Source organism: Endozoicomonas arenosclerae, assembly GCF_001562015.1.
Lineage (GTDB): Bacteria > Pseudomonadota > Gammaproteobacteria > Pseudomonadales > Endozoicomonadaceae > Endozoicomonas_A > Endozoicomonas_A arenosclerae.
The window spans coordinates 1-19548 of the sequence record NZ_LASA01000160.1; the positions used below are offsets into that span (position 1 = coordinate 1).

Annotated in this window: 16 protein-coding genes and 14 tRNA genes; 21 read left to right on the top strand and 9 right to left on the bottom strand. The window is 48.5% G+C overall.

All coding sequences use genetic code 11. The annotated features are described in order from the left end of the window. The coding region (locus tag WG89_RS33025) for a transposase family protein (protein WP_172806667.1) at positions 1-153 on the bottom strand (153 nt) is incomplete at its 3' end. Positions 154-209: 56 nt separating this feature from the next. Next, complete coding sequence (locus WG89_RS24230; RefSeq protein WP_062270288.1) at positions 210-461, bottom strand: hypothetical protein; 252 nt, start codon at positions 459-461, stop codon at positions 210-212. A gap of 544 nt (positions 462-1005) precedes the next feature. Here WG89_RS24230 and WG89_RS24235 point away from each other — a divergent pair. Next, positions 1006-1701 (top strand): EthD domain-containing protein, encoded by a 696-nt coding sequence (locus WG89_RS24235; RefSeq protein WP_062270289.1) that lies wholly within the window; start codon positions 1006-1008, stop codon positions 1699-1701. 35 nt (positions 1702-1736) lie between these two features. On the opposite strand, the gene WG89_RS24240 is transcribed toward WG89_RS24235, so the two are convergent. Together WG89_RS24240 and WG89_RS24245 are read right to left on the bottom strand one after the other, a co-directional pair. Continuing rightward, the gene (locus WG89_RS24240) at positions 1737-2651 is read right to left on the bottom strand and encodes a hypothetical protein (RefSeq protein WP_153301800.1); all 915 of its coding nucleotides are present in this window, start codon (positions 2649-2651) and stop codon (positions 1737-1739) included. Positions 2652-2696: 45 nt separating this feature from the next. After that, positions 2697-3593 (bottom strand): LysR family transcriptional regulator, encoded by an 897-nt coding sequence (locus tag WG89_RS24245; RefSeq protein WP_062270291.1) that lies wholly within the window; start codon positions 3591-3593, stop codon positions 2697-2699. A 434-nt stretch (positions 3594-4027) separates the two neighbouring features. Here WG89_RS24245 and WG89_RS24250 point away from each other — a divergent pair, with 434 nt between their 5' ends. Both WG89_RS24250 and WG89_RS24255 read left to right on the top strand, forming a co-directional pair. Beyond that, positions 4028-5365, top strand: a complete 1338-nt coding sequence (locus WG89_RS24250; protein WP_062270292.1) for a hypothetical protein — start codon at positions 4028-4030, stop codon at positions 5363-5365. A 318-nt stretch (positions 5366-5683) separates the two neighbouring features. After that, on the top strand, positions 5684-6976 hold the full coding sequence (locus WG89_RS24255) for a cation:proton antiporter (RefSeq protein ID WP_062270293.1): 1293 nt from the start codon (positions 5684-5686) through the stop codon (positions 6974-6976). 24 nt (positions 6977-7000) lie between these two features. Here WG89_RS24255 and WG89_RS24260 read toward each other — a convergent pair whose 3' ends face one another. The 4 genes from WG89_RS24260 to WG89_RS24275 are packed head-to-tail and all read right to left on the bottom strand — an operon-like array spanning position 7001 to position 11116. Beyond that, a complete protein-coding gene (locus WG89_RS24260) occupies positions 7001-7927 on the bottom strand; it encodes a TauD/TfdA dioxygenase family protein (protein ID WP_062270294.1) in 927 nt (308 codons plus the stop codon). A gap of 56 nt (positions 7928-7983) precedes the next feature. Then, positions 7984-8760, bottom strand: coding sequence for a class II aldolase/adducin family protein (locus WG89_RS24265; RefSeq protein ID WP_062270295.1), 777 nt, complete (start codon positions 8758-8760; stop codon positions 7984-7986). A gap of 11 nt (positions 8761-8771) precedes the next feature. After that, entirely contained in the window at positions 8772-10271 is a 1500-nt protein-coding gene (locus tag WG89_RS24270) for a coniferyl aldehyde dehydrogenase (protein WP_079254021.1), read from the bottom strand. Beyond that, complete coding sequence (locus tag WG89_RS24275; protein WP_062270296.1) at positions 10268-11116, bottom strand: sterol desaturase family protein; 849 nt, start codon at positions 11114-11116, stop codon at positions 10268-10270. The genes WG89_RS24270 and WG89_RS24275 overlap by 4 nt, the downstream gene beginning before the upstream one ends. A 396-nt stretch (positions 11117-11512) precedes the next feature. On the opposite strand from WG89_RS24275, the gene WG89_RS24280 reads away from it, so the two are divergent. From WG89_RS24280 to WG89_RS24355, 16 genes are all read left to right on the top strand, one after another. Beyond that, the gene (locus WG89_RS24280; RefSeq protein WP_062270297.1) at positions 11513-12424 is read left to right on the top strand and encodes a LysR family transcriptional regulator; all 912 of its coding nucleotides are present in this window, start codon (positions 11513-11515) and stop codon (positions 12422-12424) included. A 67-nt stretch (positions 12425-12491) separates the two neighbouring features. Continuing rightward, positions 12492-13985, top strand: coding sequence for a glutamate--tRNA ligase (gltX, locus tag WG89_RS24285; protein ID WP_062270298.1), 1494 nt, complete (start codon positions 12492-12494; stop codon positions 13983-13985). A 252-nt stretch (positions 13986-14237) separates the two neighbouring features. Beyond that, positions 14238-14313 (top strand) — tRNA-Ala (locus WG89_RS24290). A 51-nt stretch (positions 14314-14364) separates the two neighbouring features. Continuing rightward, positions 14365-14440: transfer RNA gene (locus WG89_RS24295), tRNA-Glu, on the top strand. Between the two features lie 95 nt (positions 14441-14535). Next, a tRNA-Asp gene (locus tag WG89_RS24300) sits at positions 14536-14618 on the top strand. Positions 14619-14652: 34 nt separating this feature from the next. Next, positions 14653-14728: transfer RNA gene (locus WG89_RS24305), tRNA-Gly, on the top strand. Between the two features lie 44 nt (positions 14729-14772). After that, positions 14773-14848 (top strand) — tRNA-Glu (locus tag WG89_RS24310). 38 nt (positions 14849-14886) lie between these two features. Further along, a tRNA-Gly gene (locus WG89_RS24315) sits at positions 14887-14962 on the top strand. Between the two features lie 44 nt (positions 14963-15006). Continuing rightward, positions 15007-15082 (top strand) — tRNA-Glu (locus WG89_RS24320). Between the two features lie 37 nt (positions 15083-15119). After that, positions 15120-15202 (top strand) — tRNA-Gly (locus WG89_RS24325). 34 nt (positions 15203-15236) lie between these two features. Further along, positions 15237-15319, top strand: a tRNA-Gly gene (locus WG89_RS24330). Positions 15320-15353: 34 nt separating this feature from the next. After that, positions 15354-15429: transfer RNA gene (locus WG89_RS24335), tRNA-Gly, on the top strand. Positions 15430-15470: 41 nt separating this feature from the next. Beyond that, positions 15471-15546, top strand: a tRNA-Glu gene (locus tag WG89_RS24340). Between the two features lie 38 nt (positions 15547-15584). After that, positions 15585-15667: transfer RNA gene (locus tag WG89_RS24345), tRNA-Gly, on the top strand. Positions 15668-15701: 34 nt separating this feature from the next. Beyond that, positions 15702-15777: transfer RNA gene (locus WG89_RS24350), tRNA-Gly, on the top strand. A 124-nt stretch (positions 15778-15901) separates the two neighbouring features. Beyond that, a tRNA-Glu gene (locus WG89_RS24355) sits at positions 15902-15977 on the top strand. A gap of 66 nt (positions 15978-16043) precedes the next feature. On the opposite strand, the gene WG89_RS24360 is transcribed toward WG89_RS24355, so the two are convergent. Next, a complete protein-coding gene (locus WG89_RS24360; protein WP_062270299.1) occupies positions 16044-17387 on the bottom strand; it encodes a sodium-dependent transporter in 1344 nt (447 codons plus the stop codon). A gap of 117 nt (positions 17388-17504) precedes the next feature. On the opposite strand from WG89_RS24360, the gene WG89_RS24365 reads away from it, so the two are divergent. Both WG89_RS24365 and WG89_RS24370 read left to right on the top strand, forming a co-directional pair. Next, on the top strand, positions 17505-18293 hold the full coding sequence (locus WG89_RS24365; protein ID WP_062270300.1) for an SDR family NAD(P)-dependent oxidoreductase: 789 nt from the start codon (positions 17505-17507) through the stop codon (positions 18291-18293). Beyond that, positions 18293-19519: an aminotransferase class I/II-fold pyridoxal phosphate-dependent enzyme gene (locus WG89_RS24370; protein ID WP_062270301.1), complete on the top strand. Its 1227-nt coding sequence runs from the start codon at positions 18293-18295 to the stop codon at positions 19517-19519. Before WG89_RS24365 ends, WG89_RS24370 begins: the two co-directional genes overlap by 1 nt. Positions 19520-19548: the final 29 nt, after the last annotated feature.

Below are 19548 nucleotides of genomic sequence, written 5' to 3' on the forward strand. Positions count from 1 at the left end.
CTCCATGTCTTGCCACTCGTCCGCTCCACATATGACTGCGCATACAGCAATGATAAGTATATCGAGCAGGTTGTGATCACACATGCCGGGGCAGCGAGGATCAGGAACTTTGGCTAAAAAATCAGCTAGTGGCTGGTACTGCTTGGCTTCCATGCGGATGAACTACTCTAGGAGACTCGAATAAACTGGATAGAGAGTTTACAAGAAATTTATCTTCGAGTGTTCAGATTGATGCAATTGCCCTGAAAGTTAACGGCAATGGGTCGTGTCTGGCTATCAGGTCCTGACAGTAAAACGTGAGTCTGTTCACGTTCTGCTTCATTGGACAGCATTTCCCGAATGGCCGGTTTGCTGATGATCAGGTCAGGGCTGAAATCAGTCATGCTCTGACGTAATTCATACAGGTCACTGCCGGAACTGTCTCTAAGAGCCAGCAGGGGATGAACGGAGTCTTCCGGCATGATCTGCTCCTGGCCCGTCGCTCCAGTACAGAGGCAGCCTGTTAGCAAGATGCAATGGCAGAAAGTTCTCCATGTCATAAATGATTGTCCTTAATGTTGAGTACTGCTCGCGGATGGCAGAGTGGTCTTGGTACGTTTGCTTTAGACAAGGCGAGAGGTCAGGGGTTCCCTGAAGGTATCAAGCGCTTTGTGGGCAGTAATTATAGGATGACAAACGTTTTAGAGATTGCCATTATCTGGAGGTTCTGTTGACGTTTTGTTTTCTGGCTCAGCAGTTCCTGGAGTATTCAGGGCCAGGCGCAGTAGTGCAGGAATACTCATTGTCTTTCAATCTACTGGAACGCAGTCATGGATGCTCCAGGGACTGTCCTTCGGATGCTCCGAAAAGCGGCCATCTGCTGTGTTAAGCCTCCTTGACGTAGGAGGACTACGCCAGCGTCACCTTGCCTGGCATATGACCGCTTTTCGGCAGCACTGAACAAGAAAACAAAACGTCAACAGAACCTTATAACTTTCACGGCATAACAATAATTAGGGAAGCAACGTGGAAAAAATCATCTATCTGCTGAAAGCGGGAGAAGACCTGCAGCAGCCTGCCTTTTGTGAGGTGGTACTGGGCGTTCTCAGCGAAGCTCTGCTTAAAGAGGATACGGTCCTGAGTCTGAGGGTCAGTCTGAGCGATGCTGATGTTGCCAGGGCTGAGGGTCTGAAGCTTGAGCATTGTGGTCCCCTTCCTGACGCTATGGTTTCTTTGTGGGTTCAATCAGCCAACGAACATCATCAGTTGGAATCCCTTATGGAGCCCTATTGCAGCAGAATAGAAGGCTATCTGGTAACGGAGTCTGAAGTGCTGGCTGCGCCTTCAGAAGAAAGGCAGAGAACGCCTGGTTCCATGCAACTTTGCTGTCTGGAGAAACGGGCGGATATCACTCGGGAAGAATTTCTGACGATCTGGAAAGAGAGTCACGGTCCTATTGCGGTAGAAACCCAGTCAACTTTTGGCTACCGCCAGCATATTGTGGTGAGAAAACTCACAGAAGCCTCGCTGGATTATACGGCCATCGTTGAAGAGCATTTCCCCGCCGAAGCTATGGATTCTCCACACGCTTTCTTTGATGCGGTCGGGGATGATCGAAAGCTTGCTAAAAACAGAAATGCCATGGTGGAAAGCTGTGCCCGGTTTATTGATTTTAACCGGATGAACTGTATTCATCTGAGTGAATACACCATAAAGGATTGAGTTCAGTTTTCAAAGTTGCTCTGGCGTCTTTGAGGTCAGAGCGGGATGTCGGGAATATCCAGACCACACTCTTTGAGGTACTTGAATACTTCCTGGTAGCGCTTGTCGACAGGGGCATCTTTCAAACTGCCAAACCAGTAACGCCAGAGTGTACTGCCTTGCGCATCTGCGGCCTGGACACCGTTGTTGGCAAAGTAGAGGGTGTGTCCCAGCTTGGTGGTCAGGACATAAGACGCACCCACGATTTCATCTGGCATTTCAGTGCAAGCCATTTCTTCATCGTGCAGGCTGGTATTGGCAGGATCGCTGACCTCTTTTTTGTAAATCAGCTGCTCCTCTGGGGAGCGTTTATCAAGGCCTCCTTTCACATAAGCTACGTATAGATCCATGGGGGGGCCATTCTGTGCCATGCGGCGTAGCGTAACCGTTCTGTCTTCAATGGTTTTGGTACGTTGAGGGTCACCCTGCATGGACGCTGACATGGTTTGCCTCAGGGCTTTTCCTGCAGGATTACACATAGGAGTGGTGGGCTTTCGGGTGTGAATGATAGCAGCAGCCTGACTGAGCTGAGCTTCATCCATCATATTCATCAGACTTTGTTCAAAGGCTTTCTGAAAGCTCACAGCCACAGGTCGGGTGATTTCATCATTACCGGCAATCTGGACTTCAGATGAACGCCTGAGAGGGGTTATGGCCAGCCTGGCGATATCAGTCTTGATATTACTGGCCAATTCACCATCGCTGACAACCGTGCTGGAGATATCTGCCAGCATGGTCATTTTCAGCTCGTTTACATCCAGTTTTTCAAGAGCCGTTTGCCCGGCATCCTGGGAGGGACTTGAAGAACAGCCAGACAGTACTGCAGTTGCCAGAAGCAACACAGTACCGTACGCGACAGCTCTGTAAGAGGACTTTCGTCCTGAATGTAAACGTTTTGGTATGAGCTGCAAGGTTTTTCCCTTGTGTTCTGTTAATCAGCAGCTCACCAAAGATAGTCAATATTCCGGTTTCTGCCAGCCCAAAGCTTTGAGCATCAACTGAATGATATGGCTCTGGTACTTTTTCTTGTGCAGCAGAAGGGAGAGAGATCTCTTAAGAGTGACTCCGGTGACTTTAACAGACACCAGCTCGCCAAGCTCCAGCTCATGACTCACACATATGCGGGAAAGGCAGCTGATCCCCTGATCGTATTGAACCAGCTTCTTAATGGCCTCGGCCTGGTTCAATTCCATTTTCACACTGAGGCCAGACAGCTTGTGGCCCAGGTGTTGATCAAAGATGTTTCGAGTGCCTGAGCCTTGCTCTCTGAGGATCCAGCTTTGGCCATTGAGTTGTTCCGGTGTCACTTCCTGCTCTTTGGCCAGAGGGTGGTTTGGACCACAAATGACCAGCAGTTCATCTTCCTGCCAGGGAATGACATTAATGTCTTCATGCTGGCAGGGACCCTCAACGCAACCAATATCCAGATCGAAGCTGGCTACCCGGCTGATGATGTTTTCTGTGTTGCGAATGTCCATGTTAAAGCTGATGTTTGGAAAATCAGCACTGACCTGAGCCAGGGTATCCGGTAACAGATAGTTACCGATAGTGGTACTGGCTCCAATTCTCAGATGACCCGACTCTGTATTTTGCAAATCCCTGAACAGGGTTTCGATCTCGGAGGTACGATCAAGCAGCTCGGACGCCAGGGGCATCAGCAGTTCCCCCTGGTGATTAATGAGGAGCTTGTTGCCGGTGCGGTCAAACAGCTGACAACCCAGCTGGTTCTCGAGCTCGGCAATGGCCATGCTGGTGGCTGGCTGAGACAGGTTTAGCTGTTGAGCTGCCAGGCGAACCTGCCCGAGGCTTGCGACAGCCCGGAACGCCTTGAGCTGTTTTAGAGTGATGTGCATTTTGAGGTTCTGTTTAAGGTAACGGCGGCATTTTATACTGGTTGGAAGCAAGACTGAATCTGTAGATGTCTACAAGTTGTACTCCGGGCGCTTTTTTTCATCTGGCTCCATACAGTTCATGCTCGAAAAAATACAGTGACAGGAATAAAAATTGTTCATTTCGAACTATCCATTTTTACTTCTCTTAAAGGAAAGGGTGAACGAAACTGATTTGTGTCTTTGGTGGGTAAGTAAACTTTGTTTTCAAACTGTGAGACAGACTGTATTTAAAATTTTTTATTTTTAGTGGGATGGAATCACGATTTTTATTAATCTTATTTCAGAGTCATTAATACAGCCATAAATTAACTTTCCTTCAATAATTAGTGGTCTACTGTTACTCGAGAAAAATTAATAATTCTCTGTTGGTTGCTGAACAAATGTCTGGAGTAAAGATGAAACTGTTAGCAAAATTTATGTTTTTGCTTTCGATACTGTTTGCCGGTTTATGTCATTCCGAGACTGCTAAGGACATGGAGAGTGAAGAGTTTGAGTTTTATGTTTGTTCAGAAATGGATGTTCGAAACTATAAAGAGGCGCACTGGTTTATTGTTCAGGTTTCTCATCGGGGTTATTCACCTATTCGCTACAGTGAATCTGATTACGGTTTTATCAGTCATATTAAGGAAAGTATCGAAAATGCCTATTACAAAGATGTCGGATGTATGCTTGTTGATGGTAGACCTTTTCCTGTACTGTCCGATGAAAAACTGGATTCTAATGGCTATGTTCAGAAACGATTAATTGCTTCTTACGACACTAATGTACGTCTGGATGTTATCCATATTCGACCAGAATTTTTGGCTTCCAAACTTCATGAAGTAGAAGCATCTTTGTTTGAATCATTGTCAGCCAATCTCACCGAGTCAACCTTTCAAGCCGGTTATGGACCGTATGTTTCTGGTGAACAGCAGCGCTTCAAAACCAGCCATATGTTGATGGTGGCTGCTGTTGCCAGTATGTCTCTGAATAAAATCAGTGGGCCCTTAGCCTCATCATTGGGAACCGCTTTGTTAGTGGCTTTTATCGGCTATCAGAAAGGTATTACTCCGGGGCGGATCATGTCTGAATTGATGGGGGCCAGGCAGACGCATATCGGAAAAGCAGTCCTCAGAAAAGTTGTCGCACATTTCAGGTCACTTGAGCACTTTGAAAGTGTCAGGAGCTTTCTGACAAATGCTCTAACGATCCAGAAGGATAGCGAACTGATTGCAAATAGCTTTGATCTGGATATGACTGGCTTGGCCAAATCGGCAAAGTTTGAATTCTATTCTGCAGATGTTCTTTTTGCAGAAGCATTTTATTTAAAAACCATCAGGGATTGTCAGAAACTCATAGGGTCTGATGGAGATCAAGCTTCATTGAAAGGCGTTTATGCTCACTTTAATCTCATTGAAGATGAAATGAATGCAACGATAGCTGTGAGTTATTCGTCCTATCTTTACTTTTATTATCAAATAAAGGATATGTTTGATCGATTTGTAGGGAAAAATACGGGCTTTATTCTATCTACGCTTTTGTCTCAAACCGTTTTGAATGCAGCTTGTGACTTGGCTGCAGGAGAACCTTTCCAAAACCGGGTAGGCTATTTCAGTTATAGACCTGATCTGCTGTTTATTGATCCACGGAATCTGGCTAATGACGTTGAGGATTTCTGTATCAGGAATTGGTTAAATATTGCTGTTTTCGGTTGGAGTTATTTACGTGGGAGATTTGCATTGCATATGAAATAACGAAAGCACGCCATGTTTCAATTTCAGCATGGGTTCCCTATTGAACGGCTTCTCGATTCAGGAAGCCTTTCAACGAACTCCAAAATTAGTTACTGTATTCATTAAGTTGAGGTGGAAGATAAAAATTTCTTATAGCCTTTAATGATAATTTTTATAACCCTTGGGGAGAGAGGCTGATGTAAGCTCTGCACCATCCACCGGGTCGAGCTGTCTATTCTGCTATGGGGTGCTATCTTTCAGTCAGTATTCCAAAGGCTATTGTTCTTCCGGCATATTCAATTCAATTCAGTCTCTTGAACCGATTCCAGAGGTTTTGCCATGCACGAAGCCGGCCTTGCTGCACCGGTCCTGATCCTGGCGGGTCTGCTGCTGCTTGCTACCAGTTCATCCATATTACTCAAAAAACTGCGTTTTCCTTACACTATTGGCCTGGTTGTTATTGGCATGGTTCTGGGGATTTTGGCGCAATATACCGATGCATTGGAACCTGTTCTTAAGGTGGACCTCTCCCATGACCTGATCATGTATGTCCTGCTGCCAGTTCTGATTTTTGATGCGGCCATTAACATCAAACCTCCCCATCTGTTCCGAGAAATGAGTTCAGTGTTGAATCTGGCCATCTTCGGTGTTGTGCTGTCGATGCTGGTCGTTGGGGTTCTGATGAATATGTTGACACCTCTTAGCCTGGCTGGAGCCATGCTTTTTGGTGCATTGATCTCAGCGACGGATCCAGTGGCGGTTATAGCTTTATTCAAGGAAGTGGGAGCACCGGCTCGAATGTCCATGCTGATGGATGCCGAGAGTCTGTTTAATGATGCTACTGCTATCGTAATCTTCGGTATTGTTCTAGCTGTGATCCAGGCCGGGGGCGGAGTAGGTACAGGTGTTGTGCTAGGTGGCGTCTGGTCATTTATTGAAGTCTTTTTTGGCGGTATTCTGGTGGGTACAGTCATGGGGGTGGCTACTCACTGGCTGTTGAAGCTGGGTAAATCGGAGCCTTTTGTACAAATTGCCCATACCACCATTCTGGCCTATGGCAGCTTTATTATTGCTGATCACGTACTGGGTGTTTCCGGGGTTATGTCGACCATTGCTGCCGGTATTGTTACCCGCTCTGAATCAGGCAAGGTGCTGTCAGAACAAGTACGCAGTTTTATTACGCCCTATTGGGAATTCATGGCATTTATAGCCAATAGCCTGATCTTCCTGCTACTGGGTATGAAAGAAGATCTGTTGTTCAGGAATCTTGACCATCTTCAGGAAAATTACCTATATCTTCTGATTGCTATTGGCGTGGTTCTGATCGGTCGACTGGTGGTTGTTTATCTGCTTCTGCCTATCTCAAACCGTTTACCCGTGGGTCGTCCTGTGGATAACAAGACCAAGGCCATCATGTTCTGGGGCGGTCTGAGAGGTGTGGTACCTGTCGCCCTGATGTTGTCGATTCCAGACAGTATCCCTGAGAAGAAGCTGATTATTGATATGACACTCGCGGTTATTCTTTTCTCCCTCCTGATACAGGGCACAACCGTCAACTGGTTGATGACCAAACTGGATGTGAACCAGCACTATCATGTGGTTCGGGAAGCTATGAAAAAGCTGGGAGGATAATCCCCCCCCAGCTTTAAAGAAAGGTTACTCTGCGGTTATTACTCTACCCAGCGTGACATCACCCTCAATAGTGGTGCGATTGATCACCCGTCGCACCCCTTTTCGCGTACCAGTGGCACAATGCATTGCCCGCCAGTTGTCCCAAAGGACCATGTCGCCTTCTTTCCATTCATGGAAGTAGTGGAATTCAGGTCTGCGTGTATGAGCTACCAGTTTCTCCAGTAATTCTATGGCCTCATCATTGGAAAGGCCTGCCTGCTGCGGCGTGATCACCCTGTTAAGGAACTGCTCAACGATACCGAGTACTTTTCGTCCGGTAATAGGGTGTGTAACAACCCCTGGGTAAGCGGCATCCGGGAAGTCGGGGTAATTCATGTCAGAAGGCTTTTTGGGCTGGAAAGGCCCGGGCTCATAACCTTCTACATCAACATACCGCATATTTCTGCGCTGCATGCAGAAGGAGTAGGCTACTTCAATTTTTTCCAGCAGGTCTTTGGTTTCCTGATCCAGTGCATCATAGGCTTTGGCTAGATCGCCAAAACCCGTCAGGCCGTCATTCTCGGGTACAACTACCGCACGAAGCAGGGCGCCATGATTAGGGCGACCGGTATAGTGCAGGTCGATATGCCAGTCCAGACGACCTACTACCTCTTCCCCGTCGTATTTGGCGGTAAAGAATTTATCCTTATCGCCACCACTTTCCAGAACAAACAGCTCAGGGTTGGCTTCATCTGTCGTGGCTTTCAGAGGATGCAGTTCCAGTGGGCCAAAAATCCGGCTGAACTCGATCTGTTTTTCAGCTGTGATGTCCTGATTGCGAAAAAGCAGGATGCCGTACTCGTGCCAGAGCGCCTTCAGTTCATCCTTCATTTCCTGGGTAACCGGCTCATTGATGTCAAAGCCGGAGATTTCTACGCCAACATTTTCAAGCGGTGTAACCTGTAACTTCATGGGTCTATACCTTTATTGTTTTATTTTTCTATCGTTGTGGGCATTCAAAATGCGAGTTAAATGTCGTTGACGATGTTCGGGTCAGTTCTTAACTCCCGGCGAGCCATGGCTTCCCAGCAGAATGGAAAACCGTTGTCGTCGATACGGCTGAGCTTTGCTACTTCTTCTGGGGGGAGAGGCTGGCCGCCACCGGCTACTTCCACTTCCCAGGCTCTTTTACTGCGCCACTCAAGCGTGATGACTCTCAGATGTGCCTGTCTGAGGTTTTCCGCCACTACCAGTGAACCGTGATTGGCCAGTAAGGCCCATTTGGACTCTCCCAGGGCTTCGGCGGCTGACTGGGTAGAGGTTTCATCCTCAAAGGTGCCTGTGTATTCGTTATAGATAGGGAGTTTTTCACCACAGTAGGCGCCTGCCTGATCATAAATAGGCGGCACTTTCTGAAGGTTCGCCCAGATACCACTCCAGTGGGCATGATTGTGAATAACTACATTGATGTCAGGACGTAATGCGTGAAGCTGGATATGCAAACCAATGGCGGGAGTAATGTTCCACTCACCATCAATGACTTTTCCTTCCTCATCCAGAGTCATAATGTCTTTAGCGGTCAGTTCATCCCAGCTCAATTCCCAGGGGTTGGTCAGGATGTGGCCGTTAGGAAGACGCCAGGTAATATGACCGGCAATGTGTTCATTCCAGCCTTCTCTGAACAGCATACGACACATTAAAGCTACCTGGGCTTTTTCTGACAGCTCGGGCAATAAGGCATGTCGTCCCTGCCTGGGAGCAAACTGATCGACAATGGCTTGATTCAGTCCGTCATATTTATTCATTTTATATGCCCTTACTTTTTCACCATGGCTTTCAGCGCACGGTCACATTTCTTGGTATAGGGAGGAATCAGACCGCTGAGTTTCTGAATATTGATTTTCCCTTGTTTGAAAATGGCCCGGGCGTGACTGAATTCTTTGAAACCATCGTGTCCGTGATAATGACCCACACCTGAGTTTCCAACACCACCAAACGGCAGGCTTTCACAACCGCCATGCATGATGACATCGTTCAAGGTGACACCACCGGATTGAGTGCGCTTGATGACATTGTTCTGGAAGGAGGGTTGGTCACTGAAAATGTACAGACCCAGTGGGTGAGGGCGAGCGTTAATGAAGTCTATGCATTCATCGACTTGTCGATAGCTCTTGATGGCCAGAACCGGACCAAAAATCTCTTCTTTCATGATATTCAGCTCATCGTCAGGATTTACGATAAACGTCATTGGTAGTTTATAAACGGTTCCCGAGGGCTCAAGCACTTCTTTAGCAGGATTAATGGTGCGTACATCGGTACCTTTCTCTATGGCCTCATCAATACAGCCTTTTACACGGTAATAATGACGCTCGTTAACAATAGCGGTGTAGTCCTTGTTGTTCTTCATGGTGGGGAACATTCTTCGAGTCCACTGGGTTGCAGCCTCAATGAAGGATTCCAGCTTGTCTTCATGGACGAAAACATAGTCGGGAGAAAGACAGACCTGTCCGGCATTCAGGGCTTTGCCGATCATGATTTTTTCAGCGGCTTCCTCAACATTGTATTCCTGGTCGACTACCACCGGAGACTTGCCGCCCAGTTCCAGGGTGACCGGGGTCAGGTGGTCGGAAGCCGACCTCATGATCTTCTTGCCGATAGCGGAAGAACCTGTGAATACCAAGTGGTCAAAGGCAGAAGTGGTCATCTCGGAGCCCACTTCAGGCCCTCCGGAAACTGTAGCAACCACCTTTTCATCAAAGTAGGTTTTTACCAGGGATTCCATCAGGGCAGAGGTGGCCGGAGATACTTCAGAGAATTTCAGGATGGCCCGGTTGCCTGCTGCCAATACTCCGGCCAACGGGCAAATCACCGTATTCACCGGAAAGTTCCAGGTGCCCAGAATGCCCACAATACCTTTTGGCTGGTATTGCACTTCGGCCTTGCTGCCCATAATGCGATAAATCAGATCCAGTTTTCTTTTATCTGCTTTCATCCACTGTCGTACATGTTTGCGACTGTGTTTCAGAGATTCCAGGCAGAAATAAACGTCAGAAAAAATGGATTGGTGAGCAGATCGGCTGCCAAAATCCTGCTCAAGCGCCTGAACAATATGATCGTGATTATCATGGATCAGATCGATAGCTTGATTCAGTCGCTCAATTCGGGTTTCAGCGCTGACTTCCCCTTCGTTGATGAAGTCGGCTCTTTGCAAGTCCAGTAAGTGTTTAACTTCGCCGGAAGGTGTCTTACTGGCCTCCTTGATCTGCTCGGGATCAAGGAGGCTGGTTTTCAGGGTTAATACCGATGCGCCTCTCATACTGCCGCCTTTTGTTCTGCTTTGTTCTTCTTGCTTGAGAGTGATGCTTCAGACTTGCGAATCAGGGGCCAGAAGAGTTCTTCCTTCCAGTCCAGATTCTTGGCCTTGGGCAAACCGTAACGCTTCTGTTCACGGTTAGGGATTTTTGCTGTGCCAAACACAGTGTCGAAAATAAACAGGGTAGTTGCATAGTTACCGTTCAGATTTGACCCCGGTCCCCAGGCATGATGAGCATGGTGGGTGTCAGGCAGAGTGATGACTTTTTCAATCACGCGCCAGGCAGGCTCACTCCATGGCATTTTTTTGCGCAGCCAGAGGTCCCAGCGGAAAGCAGTGTGCGTCAGCATGTTGCCAAAGAAAGTCATCATGCCAGCAACAACGCAGGGAATACCCAGTCCGAAATAGATCATGAAAGGCAGCATCCAGACCTGGGGCAGCAGCAGTGTCCAGAAAACGTTGTAACGCCAGATAACGCCGGTATTCAGTTTTTCAGCGGTGTGGTGTGTTCTGTGGATTTTCCACAGCCATTCTTTTTCATGGGTCCAGCGGTGCAGCCAATAATGCATCATCTCCTGAATAAAGAAGATGGAACCTAATGCCAGCCAGAAGGGGGTGTCTGCCAGAGCGCCGGAGCTGTTTGGAAACATCAGGACGACCAGCCAGCCAGCAATAAAACCGATCAGTGGCGTCGACATCACGGCATGAGCGGACAGTCCCGCAAGGATGAAGCCGCCATCCCGCCATGGGCGAGGGGACTCTTTGAATTTGCCCGCCACAAGCTCTACGACGAACACCAGAATAAAGCACGAGCTGACGATACTCGCGATGATTTCTCTTTCAGTCATAACACCCTCGCATTGTTCTTTTTATTGTTTGTGTCGCTCATGGCTTTTTTATTGGGACTTCAGGTGTGAAGATCGGCCCTGTCTATGCGCAGATGCTTGGAGCCTGACCGAGAATAGTGTCCGAGAATAAAGTTCAGTAGATCGAGTCAGATTTTTCGTTGGATTTGTGCGAATAGTTGACCTATTTAATCAAATTCAACGGAAAATCTGGCCGGTCTTTCTGGGCTTTAGGCCGGACTGTCTATTCTCGGTCAGGCTCCTATTGCACTTACTGAGTGCGCTGCGGGCAGATTTGCACCTTCAATGAGCAAGGTTTAAGTTACGAGAGTGGTTGATATATGTAAAATCGATATTTATTATTAAAAATATCCATGAAATTAATAATAAGAACGCGTTATGAAGTTTAATCTGAAAGGTGTGGACCTCAACCTGCTGACTGTCTTCGAAGCAGTAATGGAAACAGGCCAGTTGTCCAAGGCGGGAGATCTGCTTGGAATGAGCCAGCCCGCCATGAGCGCGGCACTTCAGCGGCTTCGCGTTACCGTAGATGATCCTCTTTTTGTCAGAAGTCGCCAGGGAATGGAGCCCACGCCCAGGGCCATTGAGTGGTATCAGACAGTAGGGCCCGCCCTGACTCAGATCAGAATGAGTCTTGAGTCCAGAAAAGATCCCAAGCCTGGTGAGAGTCAGAGAATCTTTACACTGTTGGCTGGGGATTATTTTGAGTCGGTCTACCTGGCACCTTTATTGGAAACGCTTCAGAAAGAGGCACCGGGTATCAGTTTGAATCTGTTGACCGTGTCTGCTGACGGGCTGCCCCAGGATTTCAAATCGGGAAAGGCAGACTTTGCGATCCATTATCAGGAGCCTGATGATGCCGGTCTGGACTTTGTCTCGGTGGGGGAAGAAAGGCTGGTGGTGATTGCCCGGAAAAATCATCCGAGAATTTCCGGTGAACTGACGGTAGAGAATTACTGTGATGAGCGACATGTGATTTTCGCTGTGAATGACCAGCAGAATTTCCATCTGGATATTCTGATGGGCAAGCAGAGACCCAAGCGAAGTATTCTGGCGCGTGTGTCTCATTTCAACTCTGCAGCCACCATCATTGAAAGCACCGAGGCTATTTGTACCATCCCGGAAAGGCTGGCTGATGTGCTAAAGGCTCGATTTGCCGTAGAGGCCTATTCTTTTCCTCTGGAAATGCCGGCAGTACCCAAAAAGCTGATCTGGCCGTCGGCTCTGGAGGCAGACCCTCTGCACAGATGGTTCAGGGAAAAGTTAACCGAGACAATCATGAGTCGTTGATTCGTTGTCGATGAGGGCCTGCTAGGTGTAGACTAGCGGCCACTTAAATTGTACTCGTTAATAGATCATGACTGTTCGTACACGCGTAGCTCCCTCACCGACTGGCGATCCCCATGTGGGAACGGCCTATATTGCCCTGTTCAACATGGCGTTTGCCAAAAGTCAGGGTGGTCAGTTTCTGCTTCGTATAGAAGATACCGATCAGGCTCGCAGCACACCGGAATCTGAACAGCAGATTCTGGATTCCCTGCGCTGGTTGGGTCTGAACTGGGATGAGGGACCCGATGCAGGTGGTCCCCATGGTCCCTATCGTCAGAGTGAAAGACGTGAGATTTATGACGAGCACGCTCAGAAGCTGCTTGATAAAGGTCATGCTTTCCGTTGTTTCTGTACGGCTGAACGTCTGGATGCCCTGAGGGCTGAACAGGCTGAGACCAAATCCGGTTCTGGTTATGATGGCCACTGTCTGCACCTTTCTGAAGAAGAAGTGCAAAGCAAAATGGCTGCTGGCGAACCCCATGTTATTCGTATGAAGGTGCCTTCTGAAGGAAGCTCCAAAGTCGAAGACATGCTCCGTGGCACCATTGAAATTGATTGGTCTCAGGTGGATATGCAGGTTCTGGTAAAGGCCGATGGCATGCCAACCTACCACCTGGCTAATGTTGTCGACGATCACCTGATGGGCATTACCCATGTGATCAGAGGTGAAGAGTGGATCAGTTCAGCGCCAAAGCATCAGCTGTTGTACCAATACTTTGACTGGGAAATGCCAGTGCTGTGTCATATGCCGCTGCTGCGTAACCCGGACAAGAGTAAGCTGTCCAAGCGAAAGAACCCAACCAGCATTACTTACTACCGTGATGCCGGTTACCTGCCAGAAGCCCTGTTGAACTACCTTGGTCGTATGGGTTGGTCCATGCCTGACGAGCGTGAGAAGTTCAATCTGGATGAAATGGTTGAGCACTTCGACATCCAGCGTGTTTCTCTGGGTGGCCCTATTTTCGATCAGGAAAAACTGTCCTGGCTGAATGCCAGCTGGATTCGTGAAGACCTGAGCACTGAGCAGTTTGCTGAGCGCCTCCATAAATGGTTGCTCAACAGTGACTATATTATGAAGTTCCTGCCGTTCGCCCAGGGCCGTGTAGAAACGCTGGCTGATTTTGCCCCGATGTCCAGCTTTATGTTCTCTGGCATGCTGGATCTTACCGAAGAAGACTTTGCCCATAAAAAGCTGGAACCTGCTGAAGTGAAGAAGGTGTTGCAGTTCACCCTCTGGCGACTGGAGCAGCTGAGGCAGTGGAGCAAAGAGAATATCTTTGCGGAAGTGAAAACCCTTTCCAAGGAGATGGGCCTGAAGCTGGGCGACTTTAATCCACCTATCTTTATCGCGATTGCCGGTACCCCCAACTCCTGGTCGGTAATGGACTCCATGGCCATTCTGGGTGCGGACATGACCCGTGCCCGTCTGCGTCATGCGGTCAATGTTCTGGGTGGAGTGTCCAAGAAAGAAACCAAGCGCTTTGAAAAAGAGTTCAGAGCACTGGGAAATGAGTCTGAATAATTCAGATTCATGCACTTCAGAAAAGGCCGGATTTTTCCGGCCTTTTCTTTATCTGAGCGGAAGGCTTTCTGCGAGGCTGGAAAGCTGAGGTGTCCAGACAAAAAACCTATATAACTATCTGCTTGGATTAAACATTTTTTCATAAGTGCGCTTGACAGGTTGGGGGGGCATCCATATCATTCGCCCTGCGTTTCGGGGCAGCCAAACAACTTCTTACGAAGACAAGCGGTTGCTCTTGAACAGAAAGATATTGGGGCTATAGCTCAGCTGGGAGAGCGCAACACTGGCAGTGTTGAGGTCAGCGGTTCGATCCCGCTTAGCTCCACCATATTTTCAAAGTCTGGCTTTTTATTCGTTGGGCATTTGAATCAAAAATTGTGTCCCGTTCGTCTAGTGGCCTAGGACACTGCCCTTTCACGGCAGTAACAGGGGTTCGAGTCCCCTACGGGATGCCATTTTCAAAATCAGTAAATGGTATTTCTACTGATTCCTCTGACCGGATAAGTCATTAAACTGCGTCGCTCAGTTCAGCATTGAATGATCTGATTAAGCGGGAATAGCTCAGTGGGTAGAGCGCAACCTTGTCAAGGTTGGGGTCGCCTCAGGGTTAAAGAGTGAGTCTCGTTTCCTGCTCCGGACTTTGAAGAAGTCCTAAAACATCTTTGCTGCGGGAATAGCTCAGTTGGTAGAGCACAACCTTGCCAAGGTTGGGGTCGCGAGTTCGAGTCTCGTTTCCCGCTCCAAATTAAGGCTTTATGTTGACCAAGCATAAAGACACAAAGATTGTGTCCCGTTCGTCTAGTGGCCTAGGACACTGCCCTTTCACGGCAGTAACAGGGGTTCGAGTCCCCTACGGGATGCCATTTTTAAGACTTTGAAGAAGTCATAAAACATCTTCGCTGCGGGAATAGCTCAGTTGGTAGAGCACAACCTTGCCAAGGTTGGGGTCGCGAGTTCGAGTCTCGTTTCCCGCTCCAAATTAAGGCTTTATGTTGACCAAGCATAAAGACACAAAGATTGTGTCCCGTTCGTCTAGTGGCCTAGGACACTGCCCTTTCACGGCAGTAACAGGGGTTCGAGTCCCCTACGGGATGCCATTTTTAAGACTTTGAAGAAGTCTCAAAACATCTTCCTGCGGGAATAGCTCAGTTGGTGGAGCACAACCTTGCCAAGGTTGGGGTCGCCTCAGGGTTAAAGAATGAGTCTCGTTTCCCGCTTAGGACTTTGAAGAAGTCCCAAATCATCTTCACTGCGGGAATAGCTCAGTTGGTAGAGCACAACCTTGCCAAGGTTGGGGTCGCCTCAGGGTTAAAGAGTGAGTCTCGTTTCCCGCTTCGGACTTTGAAGAAGTCCCAAATCATCTTCGCTGCGGGAATAGCTCAGTTGGTAGAGCACAACCTTGCCAAGGTTGGGGTCGCGAGTTCGAGTCTCGTTTCCCGCTCCAAATTAAGGCTGTATGCTCAAGCATATAGACACAAAGATTGTGTCCCGTTCGTCTAGTGGCCTAGGACACTGCCCTTTCACGGCAGTAACAGGGGTTCGAGTCCCCTACGGGATGCCATTTTTAAGACTTTGAAGAAGTCTAAAAACATCTTCGCTGCGGGAATAGCTCAGTTGATAGAGCACAACCTTGCCAAGGTTGGGGTCGCCTCAGGGTTAAAGAGTGAGTCTCGTTTCCCGCTTTGGACTTTGAAGAAGTCCCAAATCATCTTAACTGCGGGAATAGCTCAGTTGGTAGAGCACAACCTTGCCAAGGTTGGGGTCGCGAGTTCGAGTCTCGTTTCCCGCTCCAATTTAAAGAGTGTGAGAAATTAAGCCTGAAAAGGTTGGGGTCGTCTATTTATAGCAAGGGCGAGTCTCGTTTACCGCTCCAAAATTAAGGCTGTATGCAAAAGCATATAGACACAAAAGATTGTGTCCCGTTCGTCTAGTGGCCTAGGACACTGCCCTTTCACGGCAGTAACAGGGGTTCGAGTCCCCTACGGGATGCCATATCAGAAAGCCCGATACTGAAAAGTATCGGGCTTTTTTTATGAGAAAAATAAGCAGAGACTGCTGCTATTTCCAGAGGCTGAAGATCAGGATAAGAATCAGCAGCGGGCAGATCCATTGGATATAAAAGGCAAAAGTCGTCCAGAAAATGCTCTGACTTTCTTTACCTGACAAAGCGTTCATCATCTTTCCTCGCTTCCAGAACCATCCCGCCAGAATGCAGACGCAGATTGCCAGTACAGGTTGAATTAGCTGAGTGCATATTTTCAGAGTGGCCATCAGCAGATTGTTGCCGCCCCATATCAGTAGAATTGTGATGGTTGCTGCCATTGCTGTCGTGTAAGTGCAGGCTGATACACGGCTATGACCTTTCTTCTGAAAGTGACTAACGGTCACTTCCAGCATGGAAATCGCTGAGGTGACTGCGGCGAGCCAAAGCAGGCCGAAGAAAGCCAGGCTCAGCAAGTTGCCGATGGTACCCATGTGACTGAACAGGCTGGGTAAAACATCAAAAGCCAGCGTCGGACCTGAAGCTATTACCCCTTCTTCAGAAATAGCATTGGTGTTGATGTGAGTAGCAGAGTAGATCAGGGGCATGATCATCAGTCCTGCTAGCATGGAAACCAGTATGTCAGCCGAAACAACCTGGGTGGCCAGGGTGTGAGTCCGGGATTTGGACTGCAGGTAGGAGCCATAGATCAGCATGGTAGTGCCTCCCAGGGAGAGGGAGAAGAATGATTGACCCAGCGCTGCAAGCAATACGTCGGATTGGAAGGCTCTTGTGAAATCAGGTTCCAGATAAGCTCTGATGCCTTCTCTGGCGTGTTCAAGCTGGAGTACGTAAAGCGCCATGATGATCAGCAGAACAAAAAAACAGGGCAAAAGTTTTCTGGTGCAGCGTTCTACGCCGGACCGAAGGCCTCTGCTGCTGAACAGGGCTGTGGTCGTCAGAAAGGCCAGTGCCCAGAAAAAACTGTTAAGCGAGATGGTTGAGGGTGGGATCTGAATAAGCTCGCAAAGCGACTTGAACGCGTGTTCGAGCACCCATCCTCCCACAACACTATAAAGCGCGGCTGCCGTCGTAATAAATGCCAGTGCCAGATAGCCTCCCCATAACGCCAATGGTTTTCCTCCCTTGTCTGTCATGCTTTTCAGAATGCCAATGTTGTCTGATCTTCCATATTTGCCTGCAGAAAGTTCCAGTGTCAGAAGTGGCCAGGCCAATAGAAAGGTGATCATGATGTAGGCAATCAGAAATGCGCTGCCACCATATTGAGCCGCGAGAGTTGGGAAGCTCCAGATATTGCCCAGTCCAATAGCGCTGCTGGCTGCAGTGCAAAGAAAGCTCCAGTTGGAGCTGAAGGTTTCACGTGGGTTGGCAGTTTTTGCGAGAGGGGGGTGAGAAGTCATGGAAGACTCCTGAGGTGAGAAAGACTGAAAGTTTAGTCGGAGTCCAATGAATTTCCCGGCGATATTCAAAGTCAGTGTCTACATTGTTCTGATTATCAGCCAGCTCTGGAGACTTTTGTGGCAGAACAAAAAAAAGTGGTGATCACTGGAGGGAGTAGTGGAATAGGAGAGTCGCTGGTCAGGCAGTTTGCAAAAGCAGGTTATGAAGTTTTATTCAGCTATTGCCGAGGTGGGCAGAGAGCTCGGGATCTGTGTGAAGAGCTTTGTAGCTATCCTGTGTCGTGTGGTGAACTGGATCAGGGGGATCCCGCTTCGCTCCAAAAATTTATAAATGGACTGCCAGACAATATTTTTGCCCTGATTATCAATGGTGGGCTGGGCAGCAAAACGGTTGAAAAGGTTTCCAGTGATCTGATGGAGCAGGATCGGGCTTTAATGCAGGTCAATGCACTTGGGCCGATGTGGTTGTGCCGTTCGATGATTCCTGTCATGGAAAAGCAGGGGCAGGGCAAGGTTATTTTGATGAGTTCTGTTGGTGGCGGCGTCAGTGTCTTTCCCGGTTTTCGACTGGCAGATCAAATGAGCAAAGCTGCGCTGGTTTGTATGGGAAGGCTGTATGCAGCCACATTGGCGTCTTCGTCTGTTGACCTGTTCACAGTTTGTCCCGGGGCAACAGATACGCCCATGTTTCAATCCAGTACGACCGGAAATATGTCAGAGGCGGAGCTAGAGGGTTTTGCTGATGGGTTGCCAGGGCGCCGGCTGATTGAGGCTGATGAAATTGCAGAACTTTGTCTCTATTTATGCAGTGCTCAGGGGCAGGTGCTTCGGGGCAGTGTTCTGGATGCTTCTCTGGGTTTAGGCAGTGCTCCCTGGATGATCAAAAAGAGCCAGGAGCAACACTGATGCTGTCGAAAAGATTCAGTCGTTTGAATATGAGTCATACGTTGGCAGATGCTCATTTTCGTTGCGCTGAGAATCCATACTCTGAAGCCAATACCGAAGGTTATATTAATCTGGGTACGGCACAGCATGGGTTATGTTGTCAGGATGCACAGAAAATACTGGAAGGTGCGCCCGCTGCAGAATTGCAGGACTATCAGTATCAGTGCCTTCATGGCAAGGCTGAGGCCAGAAAGGTGGTTGCTCAATGGTTGTCTGCCAGAGCGGAGCGACCATTGAATCCCGATAACCTGGTGCTTGCTTCAGGCGCTACTGCTTTGATTGAAGCGGTTGGTTTCGCACTCTGTGATCCGGGTGATGTCATATTGATCCCGTCGCCCTCTTATTCCGGATTTGATTATGATTTGCGATTAAGAGCGCAGGTGGAGGTCGAGTATTTACCCGGTAGGGCCGAACAGCAGTTCAAAATACAGCCTGACTTGCTGGATCAGCATTTAGAGTCATCTGTTAGTGAAGGTAGAAAAATAAGGGCTCTTCTTCTGCATAATCCAGCAAACCCTTCTGGCTTGTATCTTACCTCTGACCAGCTGGAAGCCATTCTTGCTGTCTGTGAGAAGTGGGAGATTGATCTGGTTGTGGATGAGGTCTGTGCTGATACGGTATTTGCCGGTAATGGCTTTGTTTCTGCTTTAAGGTACTCAAGTCCTAAAGTTCACACCCTTTATTCCTTGGGAAAGGGGTTTTCCATATCGGGCCTGCCAACCGGGTTTTTCTATAGTGAGGATCCTGAGCTGGTCAAAGCCGTAGCTGATCAGGCTTATTTTTTCAGGATGTCGAACGCAATGCAGACACAAATTGCCTGGTTGCTGGGCTCATCCGAGGCAGGGCGGTTCCTGGAGAATAGTTGTCGGCGCCTTGCCAGCGTTTCATGTCATCTTATAGATCGCCTTGAGAAGATGGGGGTGACGGTTCTTCGTCCGGAGGCGGGTGTTTTTATATGGATGGACCTGGGGGAGGTCCTGGGTATAGAAGACCATCTGAGCGAGTTGAAGGTTTTTGAGGCGTTAATGAGTGATGCCCGGCTGAACATATCTCCAGGCCAGTTCTTCCACTGTATCAGTCCGGGGTGGTTCCGACTCTGCTATAGCGTATCGCCTGCTATGCTGGATTGTGCTCTTGGGCGTCTGTCGGACTTTATCGAGTCCTGTGATGGAAAGTCCGGGGAGTAACTTTCACAGAATAACAAGCAAGAGAAACA

What these genes read in the sequence shown, in the direction of transcription:
- WG89_RS24265 (WP_062270295.1), bottom strand. Translation starts at nt 8,760, where the DNA reads ATGAATAAATATGACGGACTGAATCAAGCCATTGTCGATCAGTTTGCT.
- WG89_RS24260 (WP_062270294.1), bottom strand. Translation starts at nt 7,927, where the DNA reads ATGAAGTTACAGGTTACACCGCTTGAAAATGTTGGCGTAGAAATCTCC.
- WG89_RS24275 (WP_062270296.1), bottom strand. Translation starts at nt 11,116, where the DNA reads ATGACTGAAAGAGAAATCATCGCGAGTATCGTCAGCTCGTGCTTTATT.
- WG89_RS24255 (WP_062270293.1), top strand. Translation starts at nt 5,684, where the DNA reads ATGCACGAAGCCGGCCTTGCTGCACCGGTCCTGATCCTGGCGGGTCTG.
- WG89_RS24370 (WP_062270301.1), top strand. Translation starts at nt 18,293, where the DNA reads ATGCTGTCGAAAAGATTCAGTCGTTTGAATATGAGTCATACGTTGGCA.
- gltX (WP_062270298.1), top strand. Translation starts at nt 12,492, where the DNA reads ATGACTGTTCGTACACGCGTAGCTCCCTCACCGACTGGCGATCCCCAT.
- WG89_RS24270 (WP_079254021.1), bottom strand. Translation starts at nt 10,271, where the DNA reads ATGAGAGGCGCATCGGTATTAACCCTGAAAACCAGCCTCCTTGATCCC.
- WG89_RS24245 (WP_062270291.1), bottom strand. Translation starts at nt 3,593, where the DNA reads ATGCACATCACTCTAAAACAGCTCAAGGCGTTCCGGGCTGTCGCAAGC.
- WG89_RS24250 (WP_062270292.1), top strand. Translation starts at nt 4,028, where the DNA reads ATGAAACTGTTAGCAAAATTTATGTTTTTGCTTTCGATACTGTTTGCC.
- WG89_RS24230 (WP_062270288.1), bottom strand. Translation starts at nt 461, where the DNA reads ATGCCGGAAGACTCCGTTCATCCCCTGCTGGCTCTTAGAGACAGTTCC.
- WG89_RS24280 (WP_062270297.1), top strand. Translation starts at nt 11,513, where the DNA reads ATGAAGTTTAATCTGAAAGGTGTGGACCTCAACCTGCTGACTGTCTTC.
- WG89_RS24360 (WP_062270299.1), bottom strand. Translation starts at nt 17,387, where the DNA reads ATGACTTCTCACCCCCCTCTCGCAAAAACTGCCAACCCACGTGAAACC.